General features: G+C 40.9%; 22 protein-coding genes. 1 reads left to right on the forward strand and 21 read right to left on the reverse strand.

What is annotated here, in order from left to right; translation table 11 throughout:
• Positions 1–37: 37 nt before the first annotated feature.
• The 13 genes from ileS to pbp2b form a co-directional block, all read right to left on the reverse strand.
• Positions 38–2830 (reverse strand): isoleucine--tRNA ligase, encoded by a 2793-nt coding sequence (gene ileS / locus HW098_RS00780; protein WP_176138970.1) that lies wholly within the window; start codon positions 2828–2830, stop codon positions 38–40.
• Between the two features lie 252 nt (positions 2831–3082).
• Positions 3083–3964, reverse strand: coding sequence for a DivIVA domain-containing protein (locus HW098_RS00785; protein ID WP_345789765.1), 882 nt, complete (start codon positions 3962–3964; stop codon positions 3083–3085).
• Positions 3965–3972: 8 nt separating this feature from the next.
• Entirely contained in the window at positions 3973–4758 is a 786-nt protein-coding gene (locus tag HW098_RS00790) for an RNA-binding protein (protein WP_016398113.1), read from the reverse strand.
• On the reverse strand, positions 4755–5018 hold the full coding sequence (locus HW098_RS00795) for a YggT family protein (protein WP_000576513.1): 264 nt from the start codon (positions 5016–5018) through the stop codon (positions 4755–4757). The genes HW098_RS00790 and HW098_RS00795 overlap by 4 nt, the downstream gene beginning before the upstream one ends.
• Positions 5018–5557: a cell division protein SepF gene (locus HW098_RS00800; protein WP_176138971.1), complete on the reverse strand. Its 540-nt coding sequence runs from the start codon at positions 5555–5557 to the stop codon at positions 5018–5020. The genes HW098_RS00795 and HW098_RS00800 overlap by 1 nt, the downstream gene beginning before the upstream one ends.
• A 9-nt stretch (positions 5558–5566) precedes the next feature.
• On the reverse strand, positions 5567–6238 hold the full coding sequence (locus HW098_RS00805; protein WP_176138972.1) for a YggS family pyridoxal phosphate-dependent enzyme: 672 nt from the start codon (positions 6236–6238) through the stop codon (positions 5567–5569).
• 4 nt (positions 6239–6242) lie between these two features.
• Positions 6243–7502, reverse strand: coding sequence for a cell division protein FtsZ (gene ftsZ / locus HW098_RS00810; protein ID WP_000144272.1), 1260 nt, complete (start codon positions 7500–7502; stop codon positions 6243–6245).
• A 16-nt stretch (positions 7503–7518) separates the two neighbouring features.
• On the reverse strand, positions 7519–8892 hold the full coding sequence (gene ftsA / locus HW098_RS00815) for a cell division protein FtsA (protein WP_050121085.1): 1374 nt from the start codon (positions 8890–8892) through the stop codon (positions 7519–7521).
• Between the two features lie 218 nt (positions 8893–9110).
• Entirely contained in the window at positions 9111–9815 is a 705-nt protein-coding gene (locus tag HW098_RS00820) for a TIGR02206 family membrane protein (protein ID WP_001055237.1), read from the reverse strand.
• Between the two features lie 94 nt (positions 9816–9909).
• A complete protein-coding gene (gene murF / locus HW098_RS00825; protein WP_176138973.1) occupies positions 9910–11283 on the reverse strand; it encodes a UDP-N-acetylmuramoyl-tripeptide--D-alanyl-D-alanine ligase in 1374 nt (457 codons plus the stop codon).
• Positions 11284–11368: 85 nt separating this feature from the next.
• Positions 11369–12412 carry a D-alanine--D-alanine ligase gene (locus HW098_RS00830; protein ID WP_176138974.1) on the reverse strand — a complete coding sequence of 348 codons (1044 nt, stop codon included), beginning with the start codon at positions 12410–12412 and terminating at the stop codon, positions 11369–11371.
• Between the two features lie 175 nt (positions 12413–12587).
• Complete coding sequence (gene recR, locus HW098_RS00835; protein WP_000966759.1) at positions 12588–13184, reverse strand: recombination mediator RecR; 597 nt, start codon at positions 13182–13184, stop codon at positions 12588–12590.
• A 10-nt stretch (positions 13185–13194) separates the two neighbouring features.
• Entirely contained in the window at positions 13195–15252 is a 2058-nt protein-coding gene (pbp2b, locus tag HW098_RS00840; protein WP_078154470.1) for a penicillin-binding protein PBP2B, read from the reverse strand.
• A 192-nt stretch (positions 15253–15444) separates the two neighbouring features.
• On the opposite strand from pbp2b, the gene HW098_RS00845 reads away from it, so the two are divergent.
• A complete protein-coding gene (locus tag HW098_RS00845) occupies positions 15445–16296 on the forward strand; it encodes a MurR/RpiR family transcriptional regulator (RefSeq protein ID WP_176138975.1) in 852 nt (283 codons plus the stop codon).
• 15 nt (positions 16297–16311) lie between these two features.
• Here the strand turns inward: HW098_RS00845 and HW098_RS00850 are convergent, their stop codons facing one another.
• The 8 genes from HW098_RS00850 to HW098_RS00885 form a co-directional block, all read right to left on the reverse strand.
• A complete protein-coding gene (locus tag HW098_RS00850) occupies positions 16312–17196 on the reverse strand; it encodes an ROK family protein (RefSeq protein WP_176138976.1) in 885 nt (294 codons plus the stop codon).
• Positions 17197–17213: 17 nt separating this feature from the next.
• Positions 17214–18131 (reverse strand): dihydrodipicolinate synthase family protein, encoded by a 918-nt coding sequence (locus HW098_RS00855; RefSeq protein WP_176138977.1) that lies wholly within the window; start codon positions 18129–18131, stop codon positions 17214–17216.
• A gap of 173 nt (positions 18132–18304) precedes the next feature.
• Positions 18305–18949 carry a YesL family protein gene (locus HW098_RS00860; protein ID WP_176138978.1) on the reverse strand — a complete coding sequence of 215 codons (645 nt, stop codon included), beginning with the start codon at positions 18947–18949 and terminating at the stop codon, positions 18305–18307.
• 134 nt (positions 18950–19083) lie between these two features.
• Positions 19084–19536, reverse strand: a complete 453-nt coding sequence (locus tag HW098_RS00865; protein ID WP_176138979.1) for a YhcH/YjgK/YiaL family protein — start codon at positions 19534–19536, stop codon at positions 19084–19086.
• Positions 19537–19661: 125 nt separating this feature from the next.
• Entirely contained in the window at positions 19662–20501 is an 840-nt protein-coding gene (locus tag HW098_RS00870) for a carbohydrate ABC transporter permease (protein WP_001192010.1), read from the reverse strand.
• Positions 20502–20516: 15 nt separating this feature from the next.
• The gene (locus tag HW098_RS00875; RefSeq protein WP_161800615.1) at positions 20517–21383 is read right to left on the reverse strand and encodes a sugar ABC transporter permease; all 867 of its coding nucleotides are present in this window, start codon (positions 21381–21383) and stop codon (positions 20517–20519) included.
• Between the two features lie 252 nt (positions 21384–21635).
• Positions 21636–22964, reverse strand: a complete 1329-nt coding sequence (locus tag HW098_RS00880; protein ID WP_050083933.1) for an ABC transporter substrate-binding protein — start codon at positions 22962–22964, stop codon at positions 21636–21638.
• Between the two features lie 114 nt (positions 22965–23078).
• Entirely contained in the window at positions 23079–23777 is a 699-nt protein-coding gene (locus HW098_RS00885; RefSeq protein ID WP_049512393.1) for an N-acetylmannosamine-6-phosphate 2-epimerase, read from the reverse strand.
• Between the last annotated feature and the right edge of the window lie 43 nt (positions 23778–23820).

The raw sequence follows: 23820 nt of genomic DNA on the forward strand, positions 1-23820 counted from the left end.
GATTTTTATATACTAGACGCATAGAGACTTTTCAATCTTATTTCTCTTCAAATCCTTCTGCGACTGCGTCCGCGAAGTTTTCTTCTACGATGCTTGCACAGTGGTCACAGATAACTGCGTGGTAGCTGCGTTCTGCTGTTGTTGGGGCAATACGACGGCAACGGTCACATACTTGGCCTGCAGCTCGTTCAACAGTGAAGGCTACATCTTCGAAGCTAACGGCAGTTTCTGGAGCTGGTCCTTCTGCGATGGTCAAGTCTGACACGATCAAAAGTTGAGCTACATTGCTGTTTACTGCTTCGAGTAGAGTTTTCACAACTTCGTTTGGATAAACTGTCAAGTGTGCTTCAAGCGATTTCCCGATAACTTTTGCATTACGAGCTTCTTCCAAAGCTTTTTGAGCTTGTCCACGGAAGTCCATGAAGGCAGCCCATGTGTCCAAGATTTCTTCTTGATTAGCAAATGTCTCTGCTTCTGGCAATTCTGACAATTGAACAAAATCTTCTGCTTCAAACTCAAGGTATGACCAGATTTCCTCTGCTGTGTGAGGAAGGATTGGAGTCAAGAGTTTGGTGATTTTCACAAGAATGTCATAGAAAACAGTCTGCATCTGACGGCGTTCCAATGATTTAGTACCTTCGATGTAGACAACATCTTTAGCAAAATCAAGGTAGAAGGCTGACAAATCAACGTTGATAAAGTTCACCAAGGCCTTGTAGATTGTCAAGAATTCAAAGTTTGCATAAGCATCACGAATGGTCTTGACAAGCTGGTTAAAGCGAATAGTCATGTACTTATCAACTGAGCGAAGCTCATCGTAAGCTACTGAATCTTGACTTGGGTAAAAGTCAGATGTATTGGCAATCAAGAAACGAAGGGTGTTACGAATCTTACGGTAAGTTTCAGAGACTTGGCTCAAGATATCCATAGAGATACGCACGTCGTTGCTTGAGTCAACACTTGTTACCCAAAGACGCAAGATTTCAGCACCGAATTGTTTTTCAACATCGCTTGGAGCAATGGTATTTCCAAGAGATTTAGACATCTTCTCACCTTTACCGTCAAGGGCAAATCCTTGTGACAGAATTTGTTTGTAAGGTGCTACACCATGGTTGGCAACAGATGTGATGAGTGAAGAGTTGAACCAACCACGGTATTGGTCAGAGCCTTCTATGTAAAGGTCTGCTGGGTAAGTCAACTCAGGACGATTTACTACGACTCCATTCCATGATGAACCTGAGTCAAACCAAACGTCCATGATATCTGTTTCTTTCTTGAACTCGCCATTTGGTGAGCCTGGGTGGCTAAATCCTTCTGGCAAGAGGTCCTTAGCATCACGTTCCCACCAAATGCTTGAACCATGTACTTCAAAGAGTTGAGCCACATGTTCAATCGTTTCAGCAGTCATGATAGCTGTACCGTCTTCAGCATAGAAGATAGGAAGCGGAACACCCCAAGCACGTTGACGAGAGATAACCCAATCGCCACGGTCACGAATCATATTGTAAAGACGAACTTTACCCCATTCTGAGTGGAATTTCACTTTTTCAATTTCATCCAAGATTTCTTGGCGGAATTTAGAAACTGAGGCAAACCATTGTGGTACTGCACGCCAGATAATTGGTTTCTTGGTACGCCAGTCAAATGGATATGAGTGAGAGATTTCTTCTTGAGCAAGAAGGAGGCTACCAAGTTTTTCAATAACAGTTGGAACCACCTTGTCATAGAATTGACCTTCAAACTCAGCACCAGCATTAGCCATCATGATACCACGTTCGTCAACAGTCACTGCGACTTCAAGACCATTAGCAATACCAACATTGTAGTCATCCTCACCGAAACCTGGGGCTGTATGGACAATACCTGTACCAGAGTCAGTTGTAACGTGGTCACCAAGGATAACCAATTCATCTACAGCTATATCCCATGGGTGTTCTGTTACGATGTGGTTGAGTTCTTGACCACGGTAAGTTGCTAAAACTTGCACATCAGCCCAGTCAAATTTCCCAGACAAGCTAGTCAACAATTCTGCAGCAACGACAAACTTACGAGCTTCACCAGCAGGTTGAACCAAGACGTAATCAATATCCGCTCCGACAGTTAAACCACGAGAAGCTGTGATAGTAAATGGAGTAGTTGTCCAAACGACGATATAAGTATCTGTATCTAGAACACCTTTGCCATCTTTTACCTTATTGGCATAGTAAAGAGAAGTTGAAACCAAGTCATGGTATTCAATCTCTGCTTCAGCAAGGGCAGACTCAGATGACCAAGACCAGTAAACTGGTTTTGCACCACGGTAGATATAACCTTTATTAGCCATCTCACCAAATACACGGATTTGAGCTGCCTCATAGTCAGGAGTCAAAGTCACATATGGATTTTCCCAGTCACCAGAAACACCCAAACGTTTAAAGTCTTCACGTTGTTTATCTACTTGAGAAAGAGCGTATTCACGGCAAAGTTTCAAGTACTCAACCAAGTCCATTTCTTTACGTTTGACACCTTGTTTTGCCAAAACTTGCTCGATTGGCAGACCATGAGTGTCCCAACCCGGGATAAATGGTGCGTAAAAACCTGACATTGATTTTGAGCGAACAATGATATCTTTTGAAATCTTGTTCATAGCGTGTCCAACGTGGATATTTCCGTTCGCGTATGGAGGGCCATCATGCAAGGCGAAATGAGGTTTTCCTTGGTTCAATTCTTGACGACGTTGATAAAGTTTTGCATCTTCCCATTCCTTTTGCCAAACTGGCTCTTTGGTAGGAAGGCCTGCACGCATTGGGAAAGCTGTTTTCCCAAGATTAAGGGTATCTTTGAGTTTCATGGTATCTCCTTTATAAATAATAACAAATTAAAAACCACGACTGCCAAAAAGGACGAAAATCGTGGTACCACCTTTATTCGGAAAAAGATCTAGTCTTTCTCCCTCTTATCCCGTAACGTGGGAAACGTCAAATCTTACTCCATTCAGACTTGAGTTTTTGAGAGGATAATCTTATCGTTAGGGAATGCAGGACTCACACCATCTCCTGCTCGCTGGAAATATAAGGATAAGATATTGTTCTCAGAATATTTCTTATAAAATTGTAACGGATTCTTGCGGTGCTTCAAATCCTGGTGCTGAATCAAACGTTTCTGGAGCTGGTGTTGGAGCCGAAGGATGTACTGGAGCTACTTCTGGTTCTTCGTACATTGGACCAACTGGATGAGCAGGCTCTTCTTCCATTTGAGGACCCACTACAGGAGTTGGAGCTTCCACTTCCTGTTTAGCCTGAGCTTCAAATTCAGCCAATTCTTTATTGGCTGCCTCAATACGAGCTTGTAACTCTGCCATTTCTGCTTGAGAGAACTGACGTGTCATATCAATTGGTTCTTCCTCAATTGGAGCTGGAATCGGTTCTCCAAGTACTTCGCTAACCACTTCTTTAAAGGCTTCATCACTGGTTTGAAGATAAGTAGCTGTTGGACGGAGAATATCTTCCCAATCTGAAGATTCAACAATAGCCAACTGACTCTCAATTGTAGATTTGAGACGTTGGTGGAAGACACGGCTCTTGTTCTTCAATTCTTCGGTTTCAACAGCAACTTTCTTAGCATTGTCTGTTGCTTGACGAAGAATCTCGTTTGCCTTATATTTAGCTTCTTCCAACAAGCGTTGGGCATCCTGCTCTGCTTGGTGAATGATATTGTTTGAACGTTCATGCGCCGCCTGTTTCACTCGCTCAGCTGTGTCTTGGGCAATCAATACAGACTGGCTCAATGAATCTTTCATCTCATCAAAGTAAGACAAACGCTCTTCTAAACTCTTAATACGCAAATCTTTATCATGATTCGCACGAACAAGATCTTCGTAATCACGAACCACAATATCTAAAAATTCATCGACTTCTTCTGGATCAAAACCTCTGAATCGAGTTCCAAAGGTTTTGTCCTTTATTTCTAATGATGTAATTGGCATTCTATTCCTCACTTACTTAATAATAACTGGACGGTTATTTTTTTCTTCTCTTTTTTTGTTTGTCCCTTATCTTGAAGCAATCTCAAGCGACCAAATTTTCTCACACTAATCAAGTCTCCAACTTGAACAGTATAATCTGATTTGTCTACCACATGATAATTTACTTGGACAAGTTTCTTTTCAATCAACTGGTTTGCTTGATTCCTAGATAGTTTTAAAACATTTGATAAAAGAACATCTAATCGAAAACTAGACACACATAAATCCAGCTCTCGATACTGTTCTAGCTTATCTATTTTCTCGGTGAAAGGACGTTCCTCCAGCGAAACGGGTATACGGCCAATTTTCTTTAATCCATCTTGAAAGAGAAGAAGAAATTGCCGATTGACCATAATCTGCGCCCGTTCTTCATCTACTAGGATATCTCCAAAAAGTTTCCGTTCAATCCCTAATTGATTGATGACTGTCCCTAAAATCTTAGCATGCGTTAAATGTTCAAATTTATTGGAATACACAATTTCCTGGAGAGATATTTCAAAATCTGAAAACTCTGGTTGGAAATAATCTGGGTATAATAAAACTCGAACATACTCACTCGAGACAAATTCCCCACTACTGCTACAAGCAAGGCCATAGGTTTTTGCCAAAATCTTTAATAGCTTCTCCTGATGAGGGTTGATAAAAGGAGTTAAAAAAGGAGCATAGCTATCTTCTACCTTCTTTATCCATTCCATTCCCTTGTCAAGAAAGGGACGATCTTCTATGGAGAAATGCTGATAAATCCCTTTATTCATCCTATCATCGCCAGAAAACGGACTAGGTTTTCTCCTAAAAATCGAACCAAAACAATCGCAACCCAAACAGATAAATCAAGACCTGCTATCTGTAAAGGCAGGCGTTGCAAAGGAGCAAGCACTGGTTTTACCAATGCTACAATCCAACGACCTAAACTGGATTCGTAGGCACCTGGAAACCAAGACATGACAGCAAAGGCCACCAAAATCAGGGAGTAAATATCCACTGCATTATAAATCATACGAATTAAAAAAATCATTATCGTACTCTATTTCGCTTCATATCAAAACCAAACTCACCCTGTTGATCTTCATCTGGTAAACGAATATCTTCAACATTGACAATAACATTCACTGGTGTCAACAGGTACATGGTAGAAGCTACCTTTTTCAGATTACCAGCTAAAACATGGCAAGCCCCATCCAAATAGTCCAAACAGCGACGGGCCTGCACTTCTGTCATATATTGAAAATCAATCAAGATACTTTCGTTTCCTGCCAACAAATCAACAATTTCTGTTGCATCTTCATATTTTCTAGGATAACGAACATCTATAATGACCTTATCAGTTGAACGCTGACTCTGATTTGCCAATTCCTGTTGTCTTGCATGAAGTCTGGTGATATTGCTATCTTTTGCACCAGCAGACTGTGAAGGTTGATTCATTGGGAGAGCCGGTTCCTGTGAAGAATTTACTGGAGTTAACACAGGCTCATCTCTTTTTTCATAAGGGAGACTTGAATCCTCATCCTCCGTAAAATAATCTATAAATCTATCGAATCTATCTTTTAAAGACATGGTTCTCTCCTACTTAAAAAATGATGTACCTATACGAACAAAAGTGGAACCGAATTGAATCGCTTCTTTATAATCACGACTCATTCCCATACTTAACTCGGTCATAGGCATATTTGGAATTTGTTTTTCTTGAATTTCTCTTTGCAAATCTTGGGTCGCCTTGAAAATTTCTTTCAACTGCTCACTACTAGCCTCAAAAGGTGCCATCGTCATTAAACCAACATATTCAATCTTATCTAGTCTGGCTAACTCTGGCAAGATTTCCAGCAGTTCCTCTCTCGAAAATCCGTGTTTACTTTCTTCTTTAGAAATATTTACCTGAATGAAACACTTGATGACTCGGTCGCTTCTTTTTTGAATTTCCTCTGCTAGCTTGACTGAATCCAAAGCATGGAAATAATCAACGTATTGAATGACATCTTTCACCTTACGTCTTTGTAAGGTACCAATCAAATGCCAAGTCACATCTCGATCTTTTAAAGCTTCATATTTCTCCAGAAACTTATCGACACGATTTTCACCAATATGATGAACCCCTAGCGGAAGCAAGGCTTCCGCTGTCGGTACATCTACATACTTGGTAACTGCAATGACAGAGACTGAACCACTCTCTCGATGAGCACTCAGACTAGCCTCTGCAACTTCTCGAAAAACAAGTTCTGTATTTTCTTTTACATTCATTTACTTAACGATTTTTGAAAAATGGAGGTGTATCCAATTCATCTTCATCTTGTGATGTTGGGGCTTCAAAGCGTTCAACTGGAGAAACGACTGAATCTGTTGTACGAACAATTGATTCACGGCGAAGATCCCAATCACCAAAAGCAGATGCCTGAGTTGGTTCCAAACGACGTGGATTTTGTTTTGGCAATTCAGCTGTTTCTGCCATATCAAAATGACGATCAAAGCCATGTGAATGAGCTGGTTTCACTGTCTCACGGTAGTTAGTAGTCGGTCTAGCTTGTGGAGCCACAACCTTTTCTACGCGGTCTTGACGAACACCTGTTGCAACAACTGTTACACGAATTTCATCACGCATACTTTCATCAATTGAAGTACCGAGCCAGATGTTCACTCCTTGACCTGCTGCTTGGTTCACAATTTGTGAAGCCTCTTCTGCCTCAATCAAGGTTAAGTCAAGACCACCAGTTACGTTGACAATCACATCTTCTGCTCCATCAATTGTTGTTTCAAGAAGTGGAGAGTAAATTGCCTTACGCGCTGCTTCAACAACACGTTCTTCTCCACTACCGATACCAATACCCATAAGAGCATTCCCTTTGTTTGCCATAACTGTTTTCACATCGGCAAAGTCAAGGTTAATCAATCCTGGATTGGTAATCAAATCGGTAATTCCTTGAACACCTTGACGAAGAACGTTATCCGCTTCGCTAAGAGCCTCCAAGAGCGGTGTTTTCTTATCAACAATTTCAAGCAAGTTGTTGTTTGAGATAATCAATAGAGTATCTACATGCTCACGTAGTTGATTGATTCCTTCTACAGCAAATTGTCCACGTTTGCTTCCTTCAAAACCGAAAGGACGTGTTACAACACCAACTGTAAGAGCACCTAAATCTTTGGCGATACGAGCAATAACAGGGGCAGCTCCAGTTCCAGAGCCTCCTCCCATACCAGCAGTGATGAAGACCATATCTGCGCCACTGATAGCTTCTGTCAGTGTTTCTTCGCTTTCTTCAGCAGCTTTACGACCAACCTCAGGTTGACCTCCTGCACCCAAACCGCGAGTCAATTTAGGTCCCAACTGAATAACAGTCTCAGCTTTTGTACTACTCAATGCTTGTACATCTGTGTTTGCTGCGATAAATTCTACGCCTGTAACACCTTCGTCGACCATACGGTTGATGGCATTGCCACCGCCTCCACCGACACCAATTACTTTAATCACTGCACCTTGAGCAGCAGCTGTATCAAATGAAAATGTCATAATTTATTTTTCCTCTTTATTCGTCAAACATGCTTCCGATCAAGCCACGGAAACGATCTGCTAATTTCGGTTTATTTTGTGAAGCTTGTTGGAAATCCGCCATTGGTTCTGTAGGCGCCACCGGCTCTACTTCTGGAGCAGGAGCTGGTTGAACAGGCGTTGATTGTACAAACTGAGCTGTTTTCTGTATCATTCCCCCAAAACTAATTGGCTGATGAGTCAGAGCAACTTCACCCTTGACCGCTCTTTGAGCCAAAAGATTGACTTCTGTCAATTGTCCAGCAAATTCTGATAAACTAATCACATGCGCAAAGGCTGGATTACGGATACCAACTTGATTTGGAACATAAAGCTTGACACGGACGCCAAATACTTCCTGAGCAAGCTCAACCATACCTGGTAAAATGGCATTCCCACCGATCAAGACAATGCCACCAGGGAGCTCCAATAGACGTCTTCTATCTAATTCTTGCTTGATTTGTTCAAGGATGTGCTTGATTCGTGCAGAAATAATTTCTGACAAGTAGGCTTCCGTCACTTCGACTGCTTCTACTTCTCCAATAACTTCTACTTGGAAGGTTTCTTTGCTTGCAAGAGGCGGATAGGCTTCCCCGTAATTCAGTTTCAAGCCTTCTGCTAATTTGCGAGAGGTTTTCAAAACCTTGGAGATATCTTTAGTTACATAATCTCCACCTTCTTGGAGAATATGTGTGAATTGGAGTTCTTGGTTACGGATTGTAGCGACAGTCGTTTGACCTGCCCCCATATCAATCACTGTAGCACCAAATTCACGTTCACCTTCGTTCAAAACTGATTGAACCATTGCTAGTGGCGAAATGATAATATTTTCAACCTGAACACCTGCACGCTCAACCGTCTTACGCAAATTGTGCAAGATAGTACGAGGACCTGTATAAAGCAAGCCACGCATTTCAAGGCGAACCCCCATCATGCCACGTGGGTCACGAATCCCTTGGAAACCATCCACAATAAATTCTTCAGGAATAAAGGTAATGACTTCACGGTCAGGTGTCATACTCTTTGTCAAAGCTGATTTGACAACATTTTCAACATCTTGATCCGTAATTTCTTTTGTATCAGATGTTACTGGAATCATCCCTTGGGTTGGTTCGACCTGCAAAAGATTACCAGGCAAGCCGACATTCACTGATTTAATCGAAATACCTGCCTTTTCTTCTGCTTGGGAAATGGCTGATTTGATAGCAGTTGCTGCTGCATCAATATCAACAATAATTCCATCCTTTACACCTTTACTTTTGGCATTACTCACGCCAATTACATTTAATTCACCATTTCTCTTCTCGGCCACAAGCACCTTGACAGAGCTTGTTCCAATATCTAGACCTGTAAAAAAGCCTTCTCTAGCCATTACATCGCATCCTCTCTATCTTCCAAGTTTCGCACTTCGTATTATTCCATAGCTAAACCTAGGCATAGCTATTCACAGAATATTATAACACAAAAAATCTAATTGTGCTTAGTTTTTTCCTAAATTTACTTGCTATTTTTTCACTTTTGCTCATCAAGTTTTTTTATTTTCCAAACAAATTATAAAAAATCAGAGTTATGAAAAAAGAAAGCTCATTTCTAAGCTTTCTTTGCAATCATTTTTTCTGCTTCTTGTGCTAAAAATAGTTCCAAAATTTTCTTTGTCAACGTAATCGCCGCTGACAAGGCCAGAGAAACGATTAAATAATTAGCTACTAAGCCATGGTCTCCAACCAATGGTGGTTTTGTCAGGAATCCGTAATCTCCACCTGTTACTAAATTGACCACAAAAATCAAGGCATTTAGTCCAAAGGTCATGAGAAAAATTCCCTTCACATCCAGCAATCGCGCGTTATACTGTCTCAATAGATAAACCAGAGAGTTCCCCAAGAGAGCTAAGTGGCCAAAGATAAAGGATAAAATCGCAATATGTGGGAAAGGATAGGCATCTGGCACTGGATAAACAAAGGCCGCTAATGTCCCAAATGTCCCCAATAATGCAAAATACTGCCGATATTTGGACTGCCCAGGAAGCAAGAGTACCACAAACATGGCCATACGACAATGGTAAAAGGGTAAGCTTTCTGACAGTGGCATATGATTGACCCAATACCAACCATAAAGGAGGATCAACTGAACTGCCTGCAAGATTTGGAAAAATCGTTGGTAAACCTTCTTTTCACGATAACGATAGGCTGTATAAAAGGTCAAGGCTAATAGTGTAAATATACTCACGTACCAAAAAAGGTCAAATTTGGGTGGTTCTGTTGCTTGGGTCGTAAAGAAAATATCCCATAAATTCATCTAGTCTTCCTCATGATTCAAAATTTTCCTGCATATTATTATACCATGCTATTTGTCAAAAATGGATTTAAAAATACGTAAATGTTTGACAAAATTACTTGCCTTCAGTTTCTAAACTTTCTACCAACTTGGCTAGATTCATAGAGTTAGAGCCTTTTAGCAAGATTTGGTCATGGGCTCTAAGGCTTTCTTTGACCTGCTTGACTAGGTCTTCAAATTGGTCCTCGTCAGCTGTTTTTTTGAAGTAGTAAACGTGGCCGATTGGGAACATTTGACTAGCCAATTGGGCTAATTCAGCAATGTCTTCTCCATAGAAAATAACGGTATCAAGCACATCTGGAGAAAGGCTCAAAATCATCTGATTATGGAGTTGAACAGACTGGTCACCAAGTTCCTTCATATCCGCCAAGACAGCGATTTTTTTGCCACCTTCATTGGTTGGAATGGCAGAGAATGTCTCCAAAATCAACTTCATAGCAGTTGGATTGGCATTGTAAACATCTGATAGGATATCTGCTCCATTGGCTGCTTTCTTCCACTCGGTACGGTTACGCGTCAATTCAAGATGTTGGAAGGCCTGACGAGTTTGCTCCTCTGAAACTCCTTCTTGTAGGGCAACATAGGACGCAATCATAGCATTAGTGGCATTGTACTTACCAGTCACTGGCAAATCGAGGGCTTGTTCCAAGAAATTAGTCTTAAAGGTCAGACTATCCTTGCGCTCAACCAAGTCTGTGATTTCCAACTCTGCTCCTTGCCCAAAACGGACCACCTTTTTATCAGCTGGCAAGTAGGCCTCTACAATCGGGTCAGCTGGTGCCAAAAGCAAAGAACCTTCAGCCATGCCATCTGCAATTTGCATTTTCCCTTTAGCGATTTCCGAACGATCTTTGAAAAAGGCCAAATGGGCTTCTCCAACCAAGGTCACGATGGCTGTTTTTGGACGAGCTAATTCAGACAAGAGATGAATATCGCCCAAGTGGTCCTGCCCCATCTCCAAGACCAACTTTTCTGTCCCTTCAGGCATATGGAGAACTGTGTAGGGAAGGCCAATTTCGTTATTGTAGTTTCCTTGAGTTTTGTAGGTCTTGTAGGTTGTTGATAGCAAGTGCGCCAACATATCCTTGGTCGTTGTCTTGCCATTTGAACCTGTAACAGCAAAGACATCAACTCCTGTTTTTTCAAGATAGTAGGCTGCTAGTTGCTGAAAGGCAGTCAGCACATCATCTACTAGAATGTAGGGATGATTTGCAAGCTCTTTCTCAGACAGGGTTACTGCTGCACCATTTTCAAAGGCTCTTTCGATAAAGTCATGACCATCACGCGCACCCTTGAGGGGCACAAATAAATCTCCTGTCGCAATCAAACGACTATCAAACTCAGCTTTTTCTAACTGAGTGTCCTCAAAGATGCTAACATCATTTTTAGCTCCGACAACTTGGGCCACTTCATGAATTGTTAATTTCATTTCTACTCCTTTAAAAAGGGTCGAAGTCCGAGAACTCTGATCATCTTGCAGTGATGGTTCTGGCTTCTACCCTCTCTTTTCATTCTTATAGCAAATGCGCTTCGCGCTTGTCAAAACTTTCCTTGGCAAATTCCACCAAACGCTCGATTAAGTCTGGATAGCTGATTCCCATATTGTCCCAAAGCAGTGGGTACATTGACCACTGGGTGAAACCTGGCATGGTATTGAGTTCATTTAGGAAGATTTCTCCCTTGTCTGTATAGAAGAAATCACAACGAGAGAGACCGAGTCCACCAATGGCACGAAAGGCGGTTTCTGCATTTTGACGCATGACAACTACCACATCATCACTGATTTTAGCTGGGATATCCATGGTAATCTTGTTGTCAATATACTTGGCATCGTAGTCATAAAAGGCAACATCCTTGACTACTTCTCCTGGTAGCGTACTCTTGACATCGTAGTTGCCCAGTAGACCAACTTCAATTTCACGGGCATTTACCCCTTGCTCTACCAAGACACGACTGTCATATTGAAAGGCAAGTTCCAAAGCCTGACGAAGTTCTTCTTGATTTTCAGACTTAGAAATACCGACACTAGAACCCATGTTTGACGGCTTAGTGAAGACTGGATAAGTCAATTTTTCTTCCACTTCAGCGATTTTAGCAGTCACATCATCCCCTTCAACGATGGCCACATAAGGAACTTGGGCAATGCCAGCAGATTCTAAAACACGCTTAGTCGTGATTTTGTCCATGGCAAGACTTGATGACAAGATATTACATCCGACATACGGCATTTTCAAAACTTCCAAGAATCCTTGAACAGAGCCATCTTCTCCCATCGGACCGTGAAGAACTGGAAAGACCACTGCCCCTTCTTCGTAGATGGCACTTGGTGCAACTTGCTTATCCCAATCAATGGTCGCATTGGTCATGAGACGGTCCTCTTGACCTGGAGTCTGACTAAATTCCTGCGTTTTGATAAAATCACCTGACTGACTGATAAAGAAAGTCTTAACTGTGAAACGGTCGTAGTTAACCGCACGCATGACACTCTCAGCTGAAAGGACAGAGACTTCGCGTTCCGCACTCCGTCCACCATATAAAAGAATAATCGTTTGTTTCATATTACTTGTCCTAATTCTACTAGAATACTCGCTCTTTAGTATATCATATTTGCTTGTTTTTTTAAAACTTGAACCTGATCCTACTCATCACACTATACAAAAAGAGGCCGATATAAACGATTTTCAGCCTCCTTGATTTTTTATAAATGAATGAAGTTCGTAAATTTGTCTACACTTACAACTCTGTTCGATTTTCAATAGCCCGTAAGAGGGTCACTTCGTCCGCATACTCGATATCTGCTCCCACAGCGAGGCCTCGTGCCAGGCGCGTAACCTTGATCCCAGCTGGCTTGAGTAAGCGGGAAAGATACATGGAAGTCGCTTCCCCATCTGCTGTGGCATTGGTTGCTACGATCACTTCTGAAACCTCACTATCCATCAGACGAGTCATGAGGCTCTTGAGATTGATATCATCTGGACTGATACCATTCATAGGAGAAATGAGGCCATGCAGGACATGATAGAGTCCATGGTATTCTTGAATGTTCTCCATGGCTGCCACATCCCGACTATCCTCTAGGACGAGGATAGTTGTTTGGTCCCGACTTGGATCTGTGCAGATAGAACAGGGATCTTCATCGGTTAAACGTCCACAGATAGAACAATAGGTCAACTCTCTTTTAGCTGAAAGGAGATTTTTAGCAAATTCATTGACGTCATCATCCGACATCCCAATAGTATAAAAGGCCAGTCGGGTCGCTGTCTTAATCCCGATACCTGGAAGTTTAGAATAACTGTCAATCAGCTTTGCTATAGGTGTTGGGTAAAGCATGGCTTCCTTTCTAATTCATTGGATGGTGTTGATTATATAAATTGATAATGTCGCGAGCAATTGCTGGCCCAACATTTTTGGTTAAATTGGTATTATGAGGAAAGACTACTGCAACTGCAATTTGAGGATTTTCTGTTGGAGCATAGGCCACGGCATTGGTATTATTAGCTTCTTGACCACCAGCTACATAGCTTTCACCTGTACCGGTCTTACCACTGATAGAAACAGTGGCGCCATCTGAAAACGCCCGTCCTGTCGTAAGGGGACTAGTTCCATGCGATACTTGGTAAAATCCTTGGTGCAAGATTGCCATATCTGATTCAGAAATATTGACCTTGTTGATTTCCTTGGTATCTATTGCTTGGATTAATTCCCCAAGGCCACCCTTATCATTGTTGTCGTATATTCCCTCGACAATATGTGGAGCTAGACGAACACCATTGTTAGCAATAGTCGCCACATACTGAGCTAACTGCATGGGCGTATAGTTATCAAACTGCCCAAAGGCATTGGTGATGTAATTAGCAAAGCTATACTCTTTGGGAACAAATCCAGTAGATTCATCTGGTAGGTCAATTCCGGTCGCAGCCCCCAAGCCATATTCGCCAAAGGTCGCACGAAGTTTTCCCATAGCTGTTTCCAAATTGCTGGTTCCAACAAACATATTTGGTTGATAGGTCTGGCCCATGATTCCAAGAGCGGTTTGAACCATGTAAGCATTAGATGAATACTCCAAGGCTTCCACAGCTGTAATAGGAAAAGATCCATATGCCAATTTATACCAAGAATAAATTGGAGCTGAACCTTGGAAGACGATTGGTTGATCTGTCAAGGTTTGATTTCCTGACAAGACCCCGTTTTCCCAACCTGAACTGATGGTAGCCGCCTTAACGACAGATCCTGGTACGAAGACATTGGTTACTGTACCAAGTGAGTCTGGTGTCAAGTCTCCTGTTTCTAGATTGTGTTTTATTCCTGACATTGCCAATACAGCACCTGTCTTAGGATTAAGGGCTACTGCATAAACACCTTCTGAGTATTTAGCACCACCATTTGTAAGTTCAGAATTAAAATAACTCTTCAAAAGGCTGTCTACGCTATCTTGGAAGGACAAATCAATGGTTAATTTGATGTTTTTCCCCTTGCTACCTTCTTCGATATTTTCTACGCTCTCCATGTCTCCGTGCTTATCCAAATGGATTTCCTTGACGGTCCGTTTCCCTTGCAAGACCTCTTCGTATTGCTTTTCAAGATAGGAAGTCCCGACTCGGTCATTGAGGGAATAACCTTTTTTAAGATAGGATTCTGCTTCTTCCGCTGGGAGACCAGCTTTTTCACTGGATACACTCCCTACTATAGAAGAAAGGGAAGTTTCCAAAATCTTTCGATCCCAAGAAGTAGAAATACTAATGCCAGGCATCTCCTTTGAAATAGAGGCAATAACAGCCACCTGAGAATCATTTAGAGGATCTGTCGCAATGGTTCCTGTCGCAAAGTTTCCAACAGCATTTAACTGACTAAAAAGATAGATTTCTTTCTTTTCATCCTCTGTATAGTTTAGTTGACTTGTTGGAACACTATCGACCGCATTGTTATACAGTTCTGATTCGGATAGGCGATTGCCATCTGAATCCAAGCGTTTCTCACTTGGGAGAGCTTCCACTGTTTTTTTATAGATTTCAGGATCAGCCAAATAGTAATCAGCCAGCTGGCGTTCTGTCAAATTTGGCGAACTGATGCTCACATAAGTCAGTAACTTTTTAGCTATTTCTTTTAAGTCTGTAGCCGTCATTTTATTGCTACGCGTAAAGGAAACAACCTGCTTTAACGTATTTTCTACCAAAGGTTTTCCACTAGCATCATAAATTTCCCCACGGGCAGAACTGGTTGTGACCTTGGTCTGACTAGCTGAGGCTAGCTTTTTTTCGTAAAAATCCTTGTTCAAAACCTGCATATACAACAAACGACCAATAATGGTCATAAAGAGTAAAATGACGATTGAAAACAATAAATTAAGCCGAATCGGAATCGAATGGCTGTTAAATTTTCTCATACAAATCAGTCTCATTTCTAACTTAAAATCTTACTCTTAATTGTACCATAATTTGAGCAGAAAATTATGGAAAAGAAAGAAGCTTTTTTCGTTTTTACAGTAAGATACGTTTTTATTTATCCATCCCTATATTATATGTTATAATGAATGTAAAAGTTCAATAATCTAGTCTTTTTCCAACACGACTCATTTAAAGGAGCCTTCCCTATGGACAAACCAGATATCGCAACTGTCATTGATTCACATTTTGAAGAAATGACAGACCTAGAGCAAGAAATCGCTCGCTATTTTTTACAAGCAGAAACCATTCAAGATGACCTTTCCTCCCAACAGGTCACTCAAAAATTACATATCTCTCAGGCTGCACTAACTCGCTTTGCTAAAAAGTGTGGCTTTACTGGCTACCGAGAATTTATTTTCCAATACCAACATCAGGTAGAAAATCAAGCCAACCAAGTCTCCAAGCACAGTCCACTGACCAAACGAGTCCTCAGAAGCTATAGCAATATGAGGGAACAAACACAAGACTTGATTGACGAAGTCCAACTAGAACGAATTGCCCAATTAATCGAAGATGCTGAGCGTGTCTACTTCTTCGGAACAGGGAGTTCTGGTCTTGTTGCTCGTGAAATGAAATTACGCTTCATGCGTCTGGGTGTGGTCTGCGAGGCTTTGACCGATCAAGACGGCTTTGCTTGGACAACCAGCATTATGGACGAAAATTGTCTCGTACTTGGTTTCTCACTTTCTGGCACAACTCCCTCTATTTTAGACAGTTTATTAGATGCCAAGGAGATGGGGGCAAAGACTGTACTCTTTTCAAGTGTTCCCAATAAAGATAGTCAGGCCTACACAGAGACCGTTCTCGTTGCTAGCCACAGCCAACCTTCCTATATCCAACGAATATCCGCTCAACTTCCTATGCTCTTCTTTATCGATTTGATTTATGCCTACTTTTTGGAAATCAATCGCGAAAGCAAGGAAAAAATCTTTAATAGCTACTGGGAAAATAAAAAACTCAACGGCTATCGTAGACAAAAACGTGTCAGAAAATCCTAGTTTGGCTGAGCCAAACTAGGATTGTTTTGTTTTAAAATGATAATATGCACCCAACATCCCTGCTGTATTCTGATGATGAGCAAATTCTAATCGTGTTTTTTCTGCTAAACTTGGTACCAAAGCCTCTTTCAAGGCTGTGCGGATCTTAGGTTTGAGGATAGCCTCTTGCCCCATGATACCACCACCAAGAATAACCACTTCTGGATTGGCAACGTAGCAAATATTTGCCAGACCTTTTCCTAGATAGTCTACCATGCGGTCAATACCTTCCATGCAGATTTTGTTTCCTTCGGTAGCTTCCTTGAAAATGCGTCGGCCATTCCACTGATCAACATCTTCTCCATGACCTGCTGCTACATACTCCACCAATGCTGTCGTAGAAGCCAAGTCTTGGAAAGCTCCATCCTGCATATGCATATACCCAACTTCACAGGCTGAATTGCTAAATCCATGGAAGACTTTCCCATCCATAATCAAGCAACCACCGATACCTGTTCCAATGGTCAAGCAAAGTATCACACTTGCTCCCTTGCCTGAACCAGATACTGCCTCAGCAAGACCTGCACAGTTGACATCATTCTCAATTTCACAAGGAATCGCAAAGCTCGTCTCGATTTCCTTCTTGAACTGGGTTCCTGCATAATTTGGAATCTGAGGTCCAGCGTAGAAAATTTCCCCCTTATCAGGGTCCACCATTCCTGCAGAAGAAATGGCAACACCTGCTACTGGGCCTTGTTCTAAATAGCTGGCTACGATATCTTTGGTCTTTTGTAAGATATGAGGTCCACCCTTATGCGCCTCTGTTGGCATTTCATGTGATTCAAGAAGTTGGCCTTCTTGATCAACCAAGCCATACTTGATGTTGGTTCCACCAATATCAATTGCAACGTAGTGTGTCATAAATACCTCCTTATGGATTAGAGGAAGCGCTCCTTGGTTTCACGAATCAAGGCTGCAGCTGCTTCTACAACTGGACGATCTTCTTCAATCACTGGTGTCAATGGTGAACGAACAGATCCAATATTCAATCCTTCATTGATCTTCAAGACTTCCTTAATCACACCGTACATATTTCCATGTGCAGCAGTCAATTTACCAATGATAGCGTTGATAGCATACTGTAATTCACGCGCTGTTTCCAAATCTTTATCCGCAATCAATTGGTTGAGTTTCAAGAAGAGTTCTGGCATAGCGCCGTAAGTACCACCGATACCAGCCTTAGCACCCATGAGGCGTCCTCCTAGGAACTGCTCATCTGGACCATTAAAGACGATATGGTCTTCTCCACCAAGGCTAACAAAAGTTTGGATATCTTGAACTGGCATAGAAGAGTTCTTAACACCGATAACACGAGGATTCTTCAACATTTCAGTATAAAGACTTGGAGTCAAAGCAACACCTGCCAATTGAGGAATGTTGTAGATCACATAGTCTGTGTTTGGAGCTGCAGAACTAATATCGTTCCAGTATTTGGCAACTGAGTATTCTGGCAAGCGGAAGTAAATTGGTGGAATTGTTGCAATGGCATCTACTCCCAAGCTTTCTGCATGGCGAGCTAGTTCCATACTATCTTTAGTATTATTGCAAGCAACGTGAGCAATAATAGTCAATTTTCCTTTGGCAACTGCCATGACTTCTTCCAAGATTAACTTGCGATCTTCAACGCTTTGGTAGATACATTCACCAGAAGAACCATTGACATAAAGACCTTGAACACCTTTATCAATGAAGTATTGAACTAAGGCACGCGTACGTTCTGGGCTTACTTCTCCTTGATCATCATAACATGCGTAGAAGGCTGGAATGACACCTTCGTATTTTTTTAAATCTGACATAGATTTTCTCCTATTATTTTTATTTTCTGCTAAAGCAGATTCTTTCTTTACTTCTTTAGTATACACTTTACCGAAAAGGCTTTCAATATCTTATGGACACTTAGATTTTAGTTTCTCGCTTATAGAATAGGGTTTGGAGCGTTTGAAAGTAGTTTCAGAAATAATTGCACCCCTTACTCATACTTAGCAAATAGCTTTTCCATCACTCCCACTTGTAAAAAAACAAGAAGTCCAAAACCAAAGAGAATAAAAGCTGATCCTCCCAATAGAAGGGTAAAGGCTGATAGATATAGAATCATCAAAATCAAAAAGATAATTGCAATCATCAAGATAAACCAAGGAGCATTAAAACTAGCCAACATCAATCCTTTTTGAAGAATTTCTTTCCAAGATAGGTCATAGCGCGCAGCGATTGGATAGCTAGCCAACATCACAATGGTAAGGAAAATCAGAATACCTAGACAAATAGCTTTAACCAATTGGAAGGGCAGAGCTGTTTGACCCCAGAAAAGATAGAGATCTGAAAGAGTTAGAAATACAATTCCTAATTCTAACATCCCCAACTGAAAACCTAGTTTCAGATTTTGCCTGAAAACTCTTAGATAGGTTCTAAAAATTGGAACACGTCTGCTCTTCTTAACTTCGAACATAGTCTCGTAGAGGCTGATTTTAGCCACTCCAATCGTTATGATTGGCAAACAAGTTACTACAAAGAGAAGATTGACTGTTACAATATCTAAAACCTTCTCACTGAAACGCATGAGAAAGTTGTCTGTATCAAATGCTGCCTTGATGAGACTTCTTCCTTTTTGTGACATCTTTGCTCCCCCTATAATTTAATTTATATCACTTGCTAAATCATTCCGATTTATCAATTGATAAGATTCAACTCTTAAACTCAATTTTCAAAAGTACTTAATAAGATAGTCATCAGCTATCTCTGCTGATCATTCTAATCAATTAAAATTTTAAACAAATACTTGCGAACTTGATCTTCCATACCTGCATAACCATTTGGTTGATGTGGTTCTCCTGGGAAGAAAATCGCAAAATTGTGATAACCTAACAAGAGTGGGTAGTGTTCATGACAATGAACAAAGCCAATGTCACTCGCTTCGTCGAATGCTACTGCTTCATCTTTGATACGTGAACCGTAGCTAGAATATTCATGCCCTTCTACCAACAAATGCAAGTCTGCATAGTTCTTGTGATGTTCAAACTGGTCATTTTCAGCTTTATTTAGGACATTTTCTTGAGCAACTAGAAAGACCTTGTCACCATCAATATCATATTTTCCTAACTCGAATGAATCTTTACGATGTTCATAAAGATAATCAATTGCCTTGTCAAGATTGGGATGAATCCCTTTATAGAAGCTAATATTTTTCAAATCGTCAAAAATCATTATTTTCTCCTTTAAAAATCGTCATTAAGCGATTAAAACTAACACCTCCAACAGTGTCATTTACTGTCGGAGGCTTTTAGATAGTGCTAGCAATAGCAAATTGATACTGTAAAAGAAATCGTTTCTTATCCTTTGACAGCTCCCATAGTAATACCTTGTGTGAAGGATTTTTGGAAGACTAGGAAGACTGTTACGATTGGAACTGCTGCAAGAGCTGCACCTGCCATGATCAAACCATAGTTGGTTGCCATTTCAGCCTGCATGGTCGCAACCCCAAGTGAGATGGTCAAATTTTGACGTGAAGTCAACATTACCAATTGCATGAAGTAGTCGTTCCAAGTATTGATGAAAGTAAAGATTGCAAGGGCTGCAAACCCTGGTTTTACAATTGGGAAGGCTACGCTCCAGAAGGTACGAATCTCACCACAACCATCGATTTTAGCTGATTCGAGCAATTCTGTAGGGATATTTTCACTGAATTGTTTCATGAGGAAGACCCCAAATGGCCATCCAATCAAAGGCAAGATAACTGCCCAGAGAGTATCGTGGATTCCCATGAAGTTGACGATACGTACCAATGGTACAAGGACAACTTGTTTTGGAAGAGCCATGGCAGCAATAAAGATTGCAAAGAGGATACGTTGACCATAGAAACGTTTTTTAGCCAATACATAACCTGCTAGAGATGAGGTTGCACAAACTAAGAACATAGTTACCAATGAGATAAATACTGAGTTCCACATCCATTGCATAGCAGGGTTTTGCACCATGAGTTGTTGGAAGTTTTCCATGGTTGGCATTTTAGGGAACCATTGTGGTGGAATAACGATTGTATCAGGTTGTGATTTGAATGCCCCTGTCAAAATCCAGTAGAATGGAAAGATGAACAGCACAGTCAACAAGAGCAAAATGATTGTTGAAATAACAGTAAAGGCTGTTAATGGTTTTTTTTCTGTAGATTGCATAGCTGTCTCCTTTCTTTAGTATTCTACGTCGTTTCCGAGTACTTTAAATTGAACAAAGCTTACGATCGCAATCATGACTGCCAAGAAGACACCAATGGTGTTGGCATAGCCATACTCTGTCAATTGGAAGGCTTTTTCGTAAAGGTAGTACATAAGTGTACTTGTTGAGTAGTTTGGACCACCAGATGTCAACAACTGAATCAAGGCGAAACACTGGAATGAGTTAATTGTTGTGATGATTGCAATATAAAGAGTTGTTGGAAGAAGGCTTGGCCATTTAATCTTCCAGAAAACTTGAAACTCAGTTGCACCGTCAACACGCGCCGCTTCAACCAGTGAATTGTCAATATTCCCCATAGCAGCGATATAAAGGATAATCGGCTGACCAACTGAAGTTGTCAAGAGGATAATCATAATCGCCATCAATGCCCAGTGCTTATCACCAAGCCATGAAATGTTTTGAGTAATGATATGACTTGATTTAAGCACAAAGTTCAAGATACCTGATAGTGGATCATAAATCCATTTCCATACAACTGTTACGGCAACACTACCTGTAACAACTGGAAGGAAGAATACGAAACGATAGAATGATCTAGCGATAGCATTTTGATGGTAGGTCTGTGACGCTACAAAGAGCGAGAAGAGAACAACTACAGGAACTGATCCAATAACCAAAATAACTGTGTTAATCAGAGATTTTGTAAAGACAGGATCTTTAAACATACGGATATAGTTATCTAAGCCCACAAATTCAAAACTAGTCATAGAGTAGTTAAAGAAACTTGTAATAAAGCCCATAATCATTGGAGCCAACACAAAGATGACAAAGAAGAACAACACTGGTGCTAGGAAAGCATAGGAAATCACTGTTTCCCTCATACGGATTTTATTGACTTTCACAGTCGGCACCTCTCTTTCAAATAGAATAATTTTTTGACTTTCTTGAACTGTTTTAAAATCAAAATGAAATTTTTTATGATTCGCTTATGTAAGAACTTCATTTTAATTTCGTGACAGTTCCTTACATTTCAAATAAAAGCCCCCCTTTTCTTACACTATCTGTGTAGAGGGAAAAGGGGGTATACACTCTTAGGTTCTTTAAAAAACTACTTTTTATAGAATAACTAAGGACTATTGTTTCATAGCTTTTTTGATTGTTTCGTTCGCTTTTTCAGTGAAGGCTTTCAAAGCGTCCGCTGGTTTTTCGTCACCATTTGATACAGATTGCAACATTGGGAACCAAAGTGTTCTCATTTCAGCAAATCCATCAATAGTGTTGTAGTATGGTGAGTAGTATTGAGTCCAGCTGCTGATTGTTTCCATACGTTTGTCATCATAAAGTTTGCCAAATGAAGTACGGACTGGGAAAGCACCTGTACGAACTACGTCTTTTGGACCCCACTCTTTGTCATCTGCGATAAATTGGATGAATTTCTTAGATGCAGCGACTTTCTTGTCGTCTTTATTGTTGAATACTGCAAATCCGTTTACAAGGTATTCAAGAGCTGGTTTACCTTCGTCTGATGGGAATGGTACTTCTACCACTTCTACCTTACTTGCTTCTAAAAGTTTAGCTTGGATACCATTTTGAGCTGGTGCCCAAAGGATTGTGTAAGATGTTTGACCGTTGGCAAAGTTTTGGATATCTGCCCCACCGTCAAATTGTGAACCATTATTGAGCAAATTGTCTTTAATCCAGCTAGTTGCTTTTTCAAGACCTTTGACGAATTTAGGATCATCAGTTGTATATTTGCTAACTTTTTCATCTGTTACAGAACCGCTATAAAGGTTAGAGATAAAGGCACGTGTTCCTTGGTCTCCCCCTTGACCAGAACTGAACAATGAACCTGGTGTGTAACCCTTGTCTTTGAGTGCTTTCAATACTTTTTCAAAATCATCTGTTGTCCAACCTTCTTTTACAAGGTTTGCAACTCCAGCATCTTCTAGCATTTTCTTGTTCATTGCCATGTAGAATGGGGCAGAACTAATTGGATACATATAAGCCTTGTCTCCAGCTTTACTTGCTTGTACGATGTTTTCATTGTTGACATCTTTAACAAATTCATCTGTGAAAAGGTCGTTCAACTCAGCCAATTTACCGTTTTTACCGTATTGGATGATACGTCCTGGTGCATCAAAGAGTACGTCTGGAGCTGTTCCTGCTTCGATAGCTGTTGTGATTTTTTCAGGACCTGACTTGAAGTCAATGGTTTCCAACTTCACTTTTACATCTGGATTGGCTTTCTCAAACGCTTCGATGATTGATTTTTCATAAGTTCCAACACCGTCACCAGTTTTTTCTTGGGTAAATACTGGGAATGCCCACCAAGTGATTTCTGTTTTGGCACCATCACCACCTGATTTGCCAGCATCTTTACTTCCGCCAGAATTGCCACAAGCAGCAAGACCAAGAACCGCAGCACTCGCAAGTACTGTACAAGCTAATTTTCTAAATTTCATTTGTATTCTCCTATGTAATAAGCGTATCCAACTTGGATAATGAGTTCTTTATTTCTTGTATGCGATTTCATTTCATCCTACTCATCCACCACTCTCCTCTTTTTTAAGATTGTGTTATTTGAGACCAGCAACGAAGCGTTCTGTAATCTCTTTTGGTCTAGTAATAGCGCCACCAACAACGATGCCTCGCACTCCATATTCAAGGATTTGTTTGGCTTGTTCTGGTGTATGAATTTTCCCTTCTGCAATGACATCTACACCTGCATCGCAGAGTTTTTTGATGAGTTCAAAATCTGGACCGTCTACTTTTGGACTGTAGGATGTGTAGCCTGACAAGGTTGTTCCGACAAAGTCAATTCCTGCTTCTACAGCTGCTAGTCCTTCTTCGAAGATACTAGTATCAGCCATCAAGAGCTGGTTAGGATATTTCTCCTTAACCTGACGAATGAACTCTTGAATTTCCAAACCATCGTAGCGTTCACGCTTGGTACAATCCAGAGCAATCACCTCGATGTCCAGTTCTGCCAATTCATCAACTTCTTTCATGGTAGCCGTGATGAAGGGTTCTTGTGGCGGATAATCTCGTTTGATTATCCCAATAATCGGAAGTTTGGTGACTTCCTTGATTTCCTTGATATCGCGAACACTATTGGCTCGGATACCGACTGCTCCACCTTGCTCAGCCGCTTTGACCAGCAAGGGAATCACCCCTCCCGCTTCTGTATAAAGCGGTTCATGAGGAAGAGCCTGACAAGAAACGATGATTCCATCTTTGATTTGCTCAATCAAGGCTTCTTTGCTAATCTGTGGCATCCTCTTTCCTCCTTTTCCTTTGTTTCTATGAGATTATTATACC

Source organism: Streptococcus sp. 1453, assembly GCF_013276955.1.
Classification (GTDB): Bacteria; Bacillota; Bacilli; order Lactobacillales; family Streptococcaceae; genus Streptococcus.

Bases quoted from the DNA above. Each gene is read 5' to 3' on its own strand.
- ileS (WP_176138970.1), bottom strand. From the start codon at position 2,830: ATGAAACTCAAAGATACCCTTAATCTTGGGAAAACAGCTTTCCCAATG.
- HW098_RS00785 (WP_345789765.1), bottom strand. From the start codon at position 3,964: ATGCCAATTACATCATTAGAAATAAAGGACAAAACCTTTGGAACTCGA.
- HW098_RS00790 (WP_016398113.1), bottom strand. From the start codon at position 4,758: ATGAATAAAGGGATTTATCAGCATTTCTCCATAGAAGATCGTCCCTTT.
- HW098_RS00795 (WP_000576513.1), bottom strand. From the start codon at position 5,018: ATGATTTTTTTAATTCGTATGATTTATAATGCAGTGGATATTTACTCC.
- HW098_RS00800 (WP_176138971.1), bottom strand. From the start codon at position 5,557: ATGTCTTTAAAAGATAGATTCGATAGATTTATAGATTATTTTACGGAG.
- HW098_RS00805 (WP_176138972.1), bottom strand. From the start codon at position 6,238: ATGAATGTAAAAGAAAATACAGAACTTGTTTTTCGAGAAGTTGCAGAG.
- ftsZ (WP_000144272.1), bottom strand. From the start codon at position 7,502: ATGACATTTTCATTTGATACAGCTGCTGCTCAAGGTGCAGTGATTAAA.
- ftsA (WP_050121085.1), bottom strand. From the start codon at position 8,892: ATGGCTAGAGAAGGCTTTTTTACAGGTCTAGATATTGGAACAAGCTCT.
- HW098_RS00820 (WP_001055237.1), bottom strand. From the start codon at position 9,815: ATGAATTTATGGGATATTTTCTTTACGACCCAAGCAACAGAACCACCC.
- murF (WP_176138973.1), bottom strand. From the start codon at position 11,283: ATGAAATTAACAATTCATGAAGTGGCCCAAGTTGTCGGAGCTAAAAAT.
- HW098_RS00830 (WP_176138974.1), bottom strand. From the start codon at position 12,412: ATGAAACAAACGATTATTCTTTTATATGGTGGACGGAGTGCGGAACGC.
- recR (WP_000966759.1), bottom strand. From the start codon at position 13,184: ATGCTTTACCCAACACCTATAGCAAAGCTGATTGACAGTTATTCTAAA.
- pbp2b (WP_078154470.1), bottom strand. From the start codon at position 15,252: ATGAGACTGATTTGTATGAGAAAATTTAACAGCCATTCGATTCCGATT.
- HW098_RS00845 (WP_176138975.1), top strand. From the start codon at position 15,445: ATGGACAAACCAGATATCGCAACTGTCATTGATTCACATTTTGAAGAA.
- HW098_RS00850 (WP_176138976.1), bottom strand. From the start codon at position 17,196: ATGACACACTACGTTGCAATTGATATTGGTGGAACCAACATCAAGTAT.
- HW098_RS00855 (WP_176138977.1), bottom strand. From the start codon at position 18,131: ATGTCAGATTTAAAAAAATACGAAGGTGTCATTCCAGCCTTCTACGCA.
- HW098_RS00860 (WP_176138978.1), bottom strand. From the start codon at position 18,949: ATGTCACAAAAAGGAAGAAGTCTCATCAAGGCAGCATTTGATACAGAC.
- HW098_RS00865 (WP_176138979.1), bottom strand. From the start codon at position 19,536: ATGATTTTTGACGATTTGAAAAATATTAGCTTCTATAAAGGGATTCAT.
- HW098_RS00870 (WP_001192010.1), bottom strand. From the start codon at position 20,501: ATGCAATCTACAGAAAAAAAACCATTAACAGCCTTTACTGTTATTTCA.
- HW098_RS00875 (WP_161800615.1), bottom strand. From the start codon at position 21,383: ATGAGGGAAACAGTGATTTCCTATGCTTTCCTAGCACCAGTGTTGTTC.
- HW098_RS00880 (WP_050083933.1), bottom strand. From the start codon at position 22,964: ATGAAATTTAGAAAATTAGCTTGTACAGTACTTGCGAGTGCTGCGGTT.
- HW098_RS00885 (WP_049512393.1), bottom strand. From the start codon at position 23,777: ATGCCACAGATTAGCAAAGAAGCCTTGATTGAGCAAATCAAAGATGGA.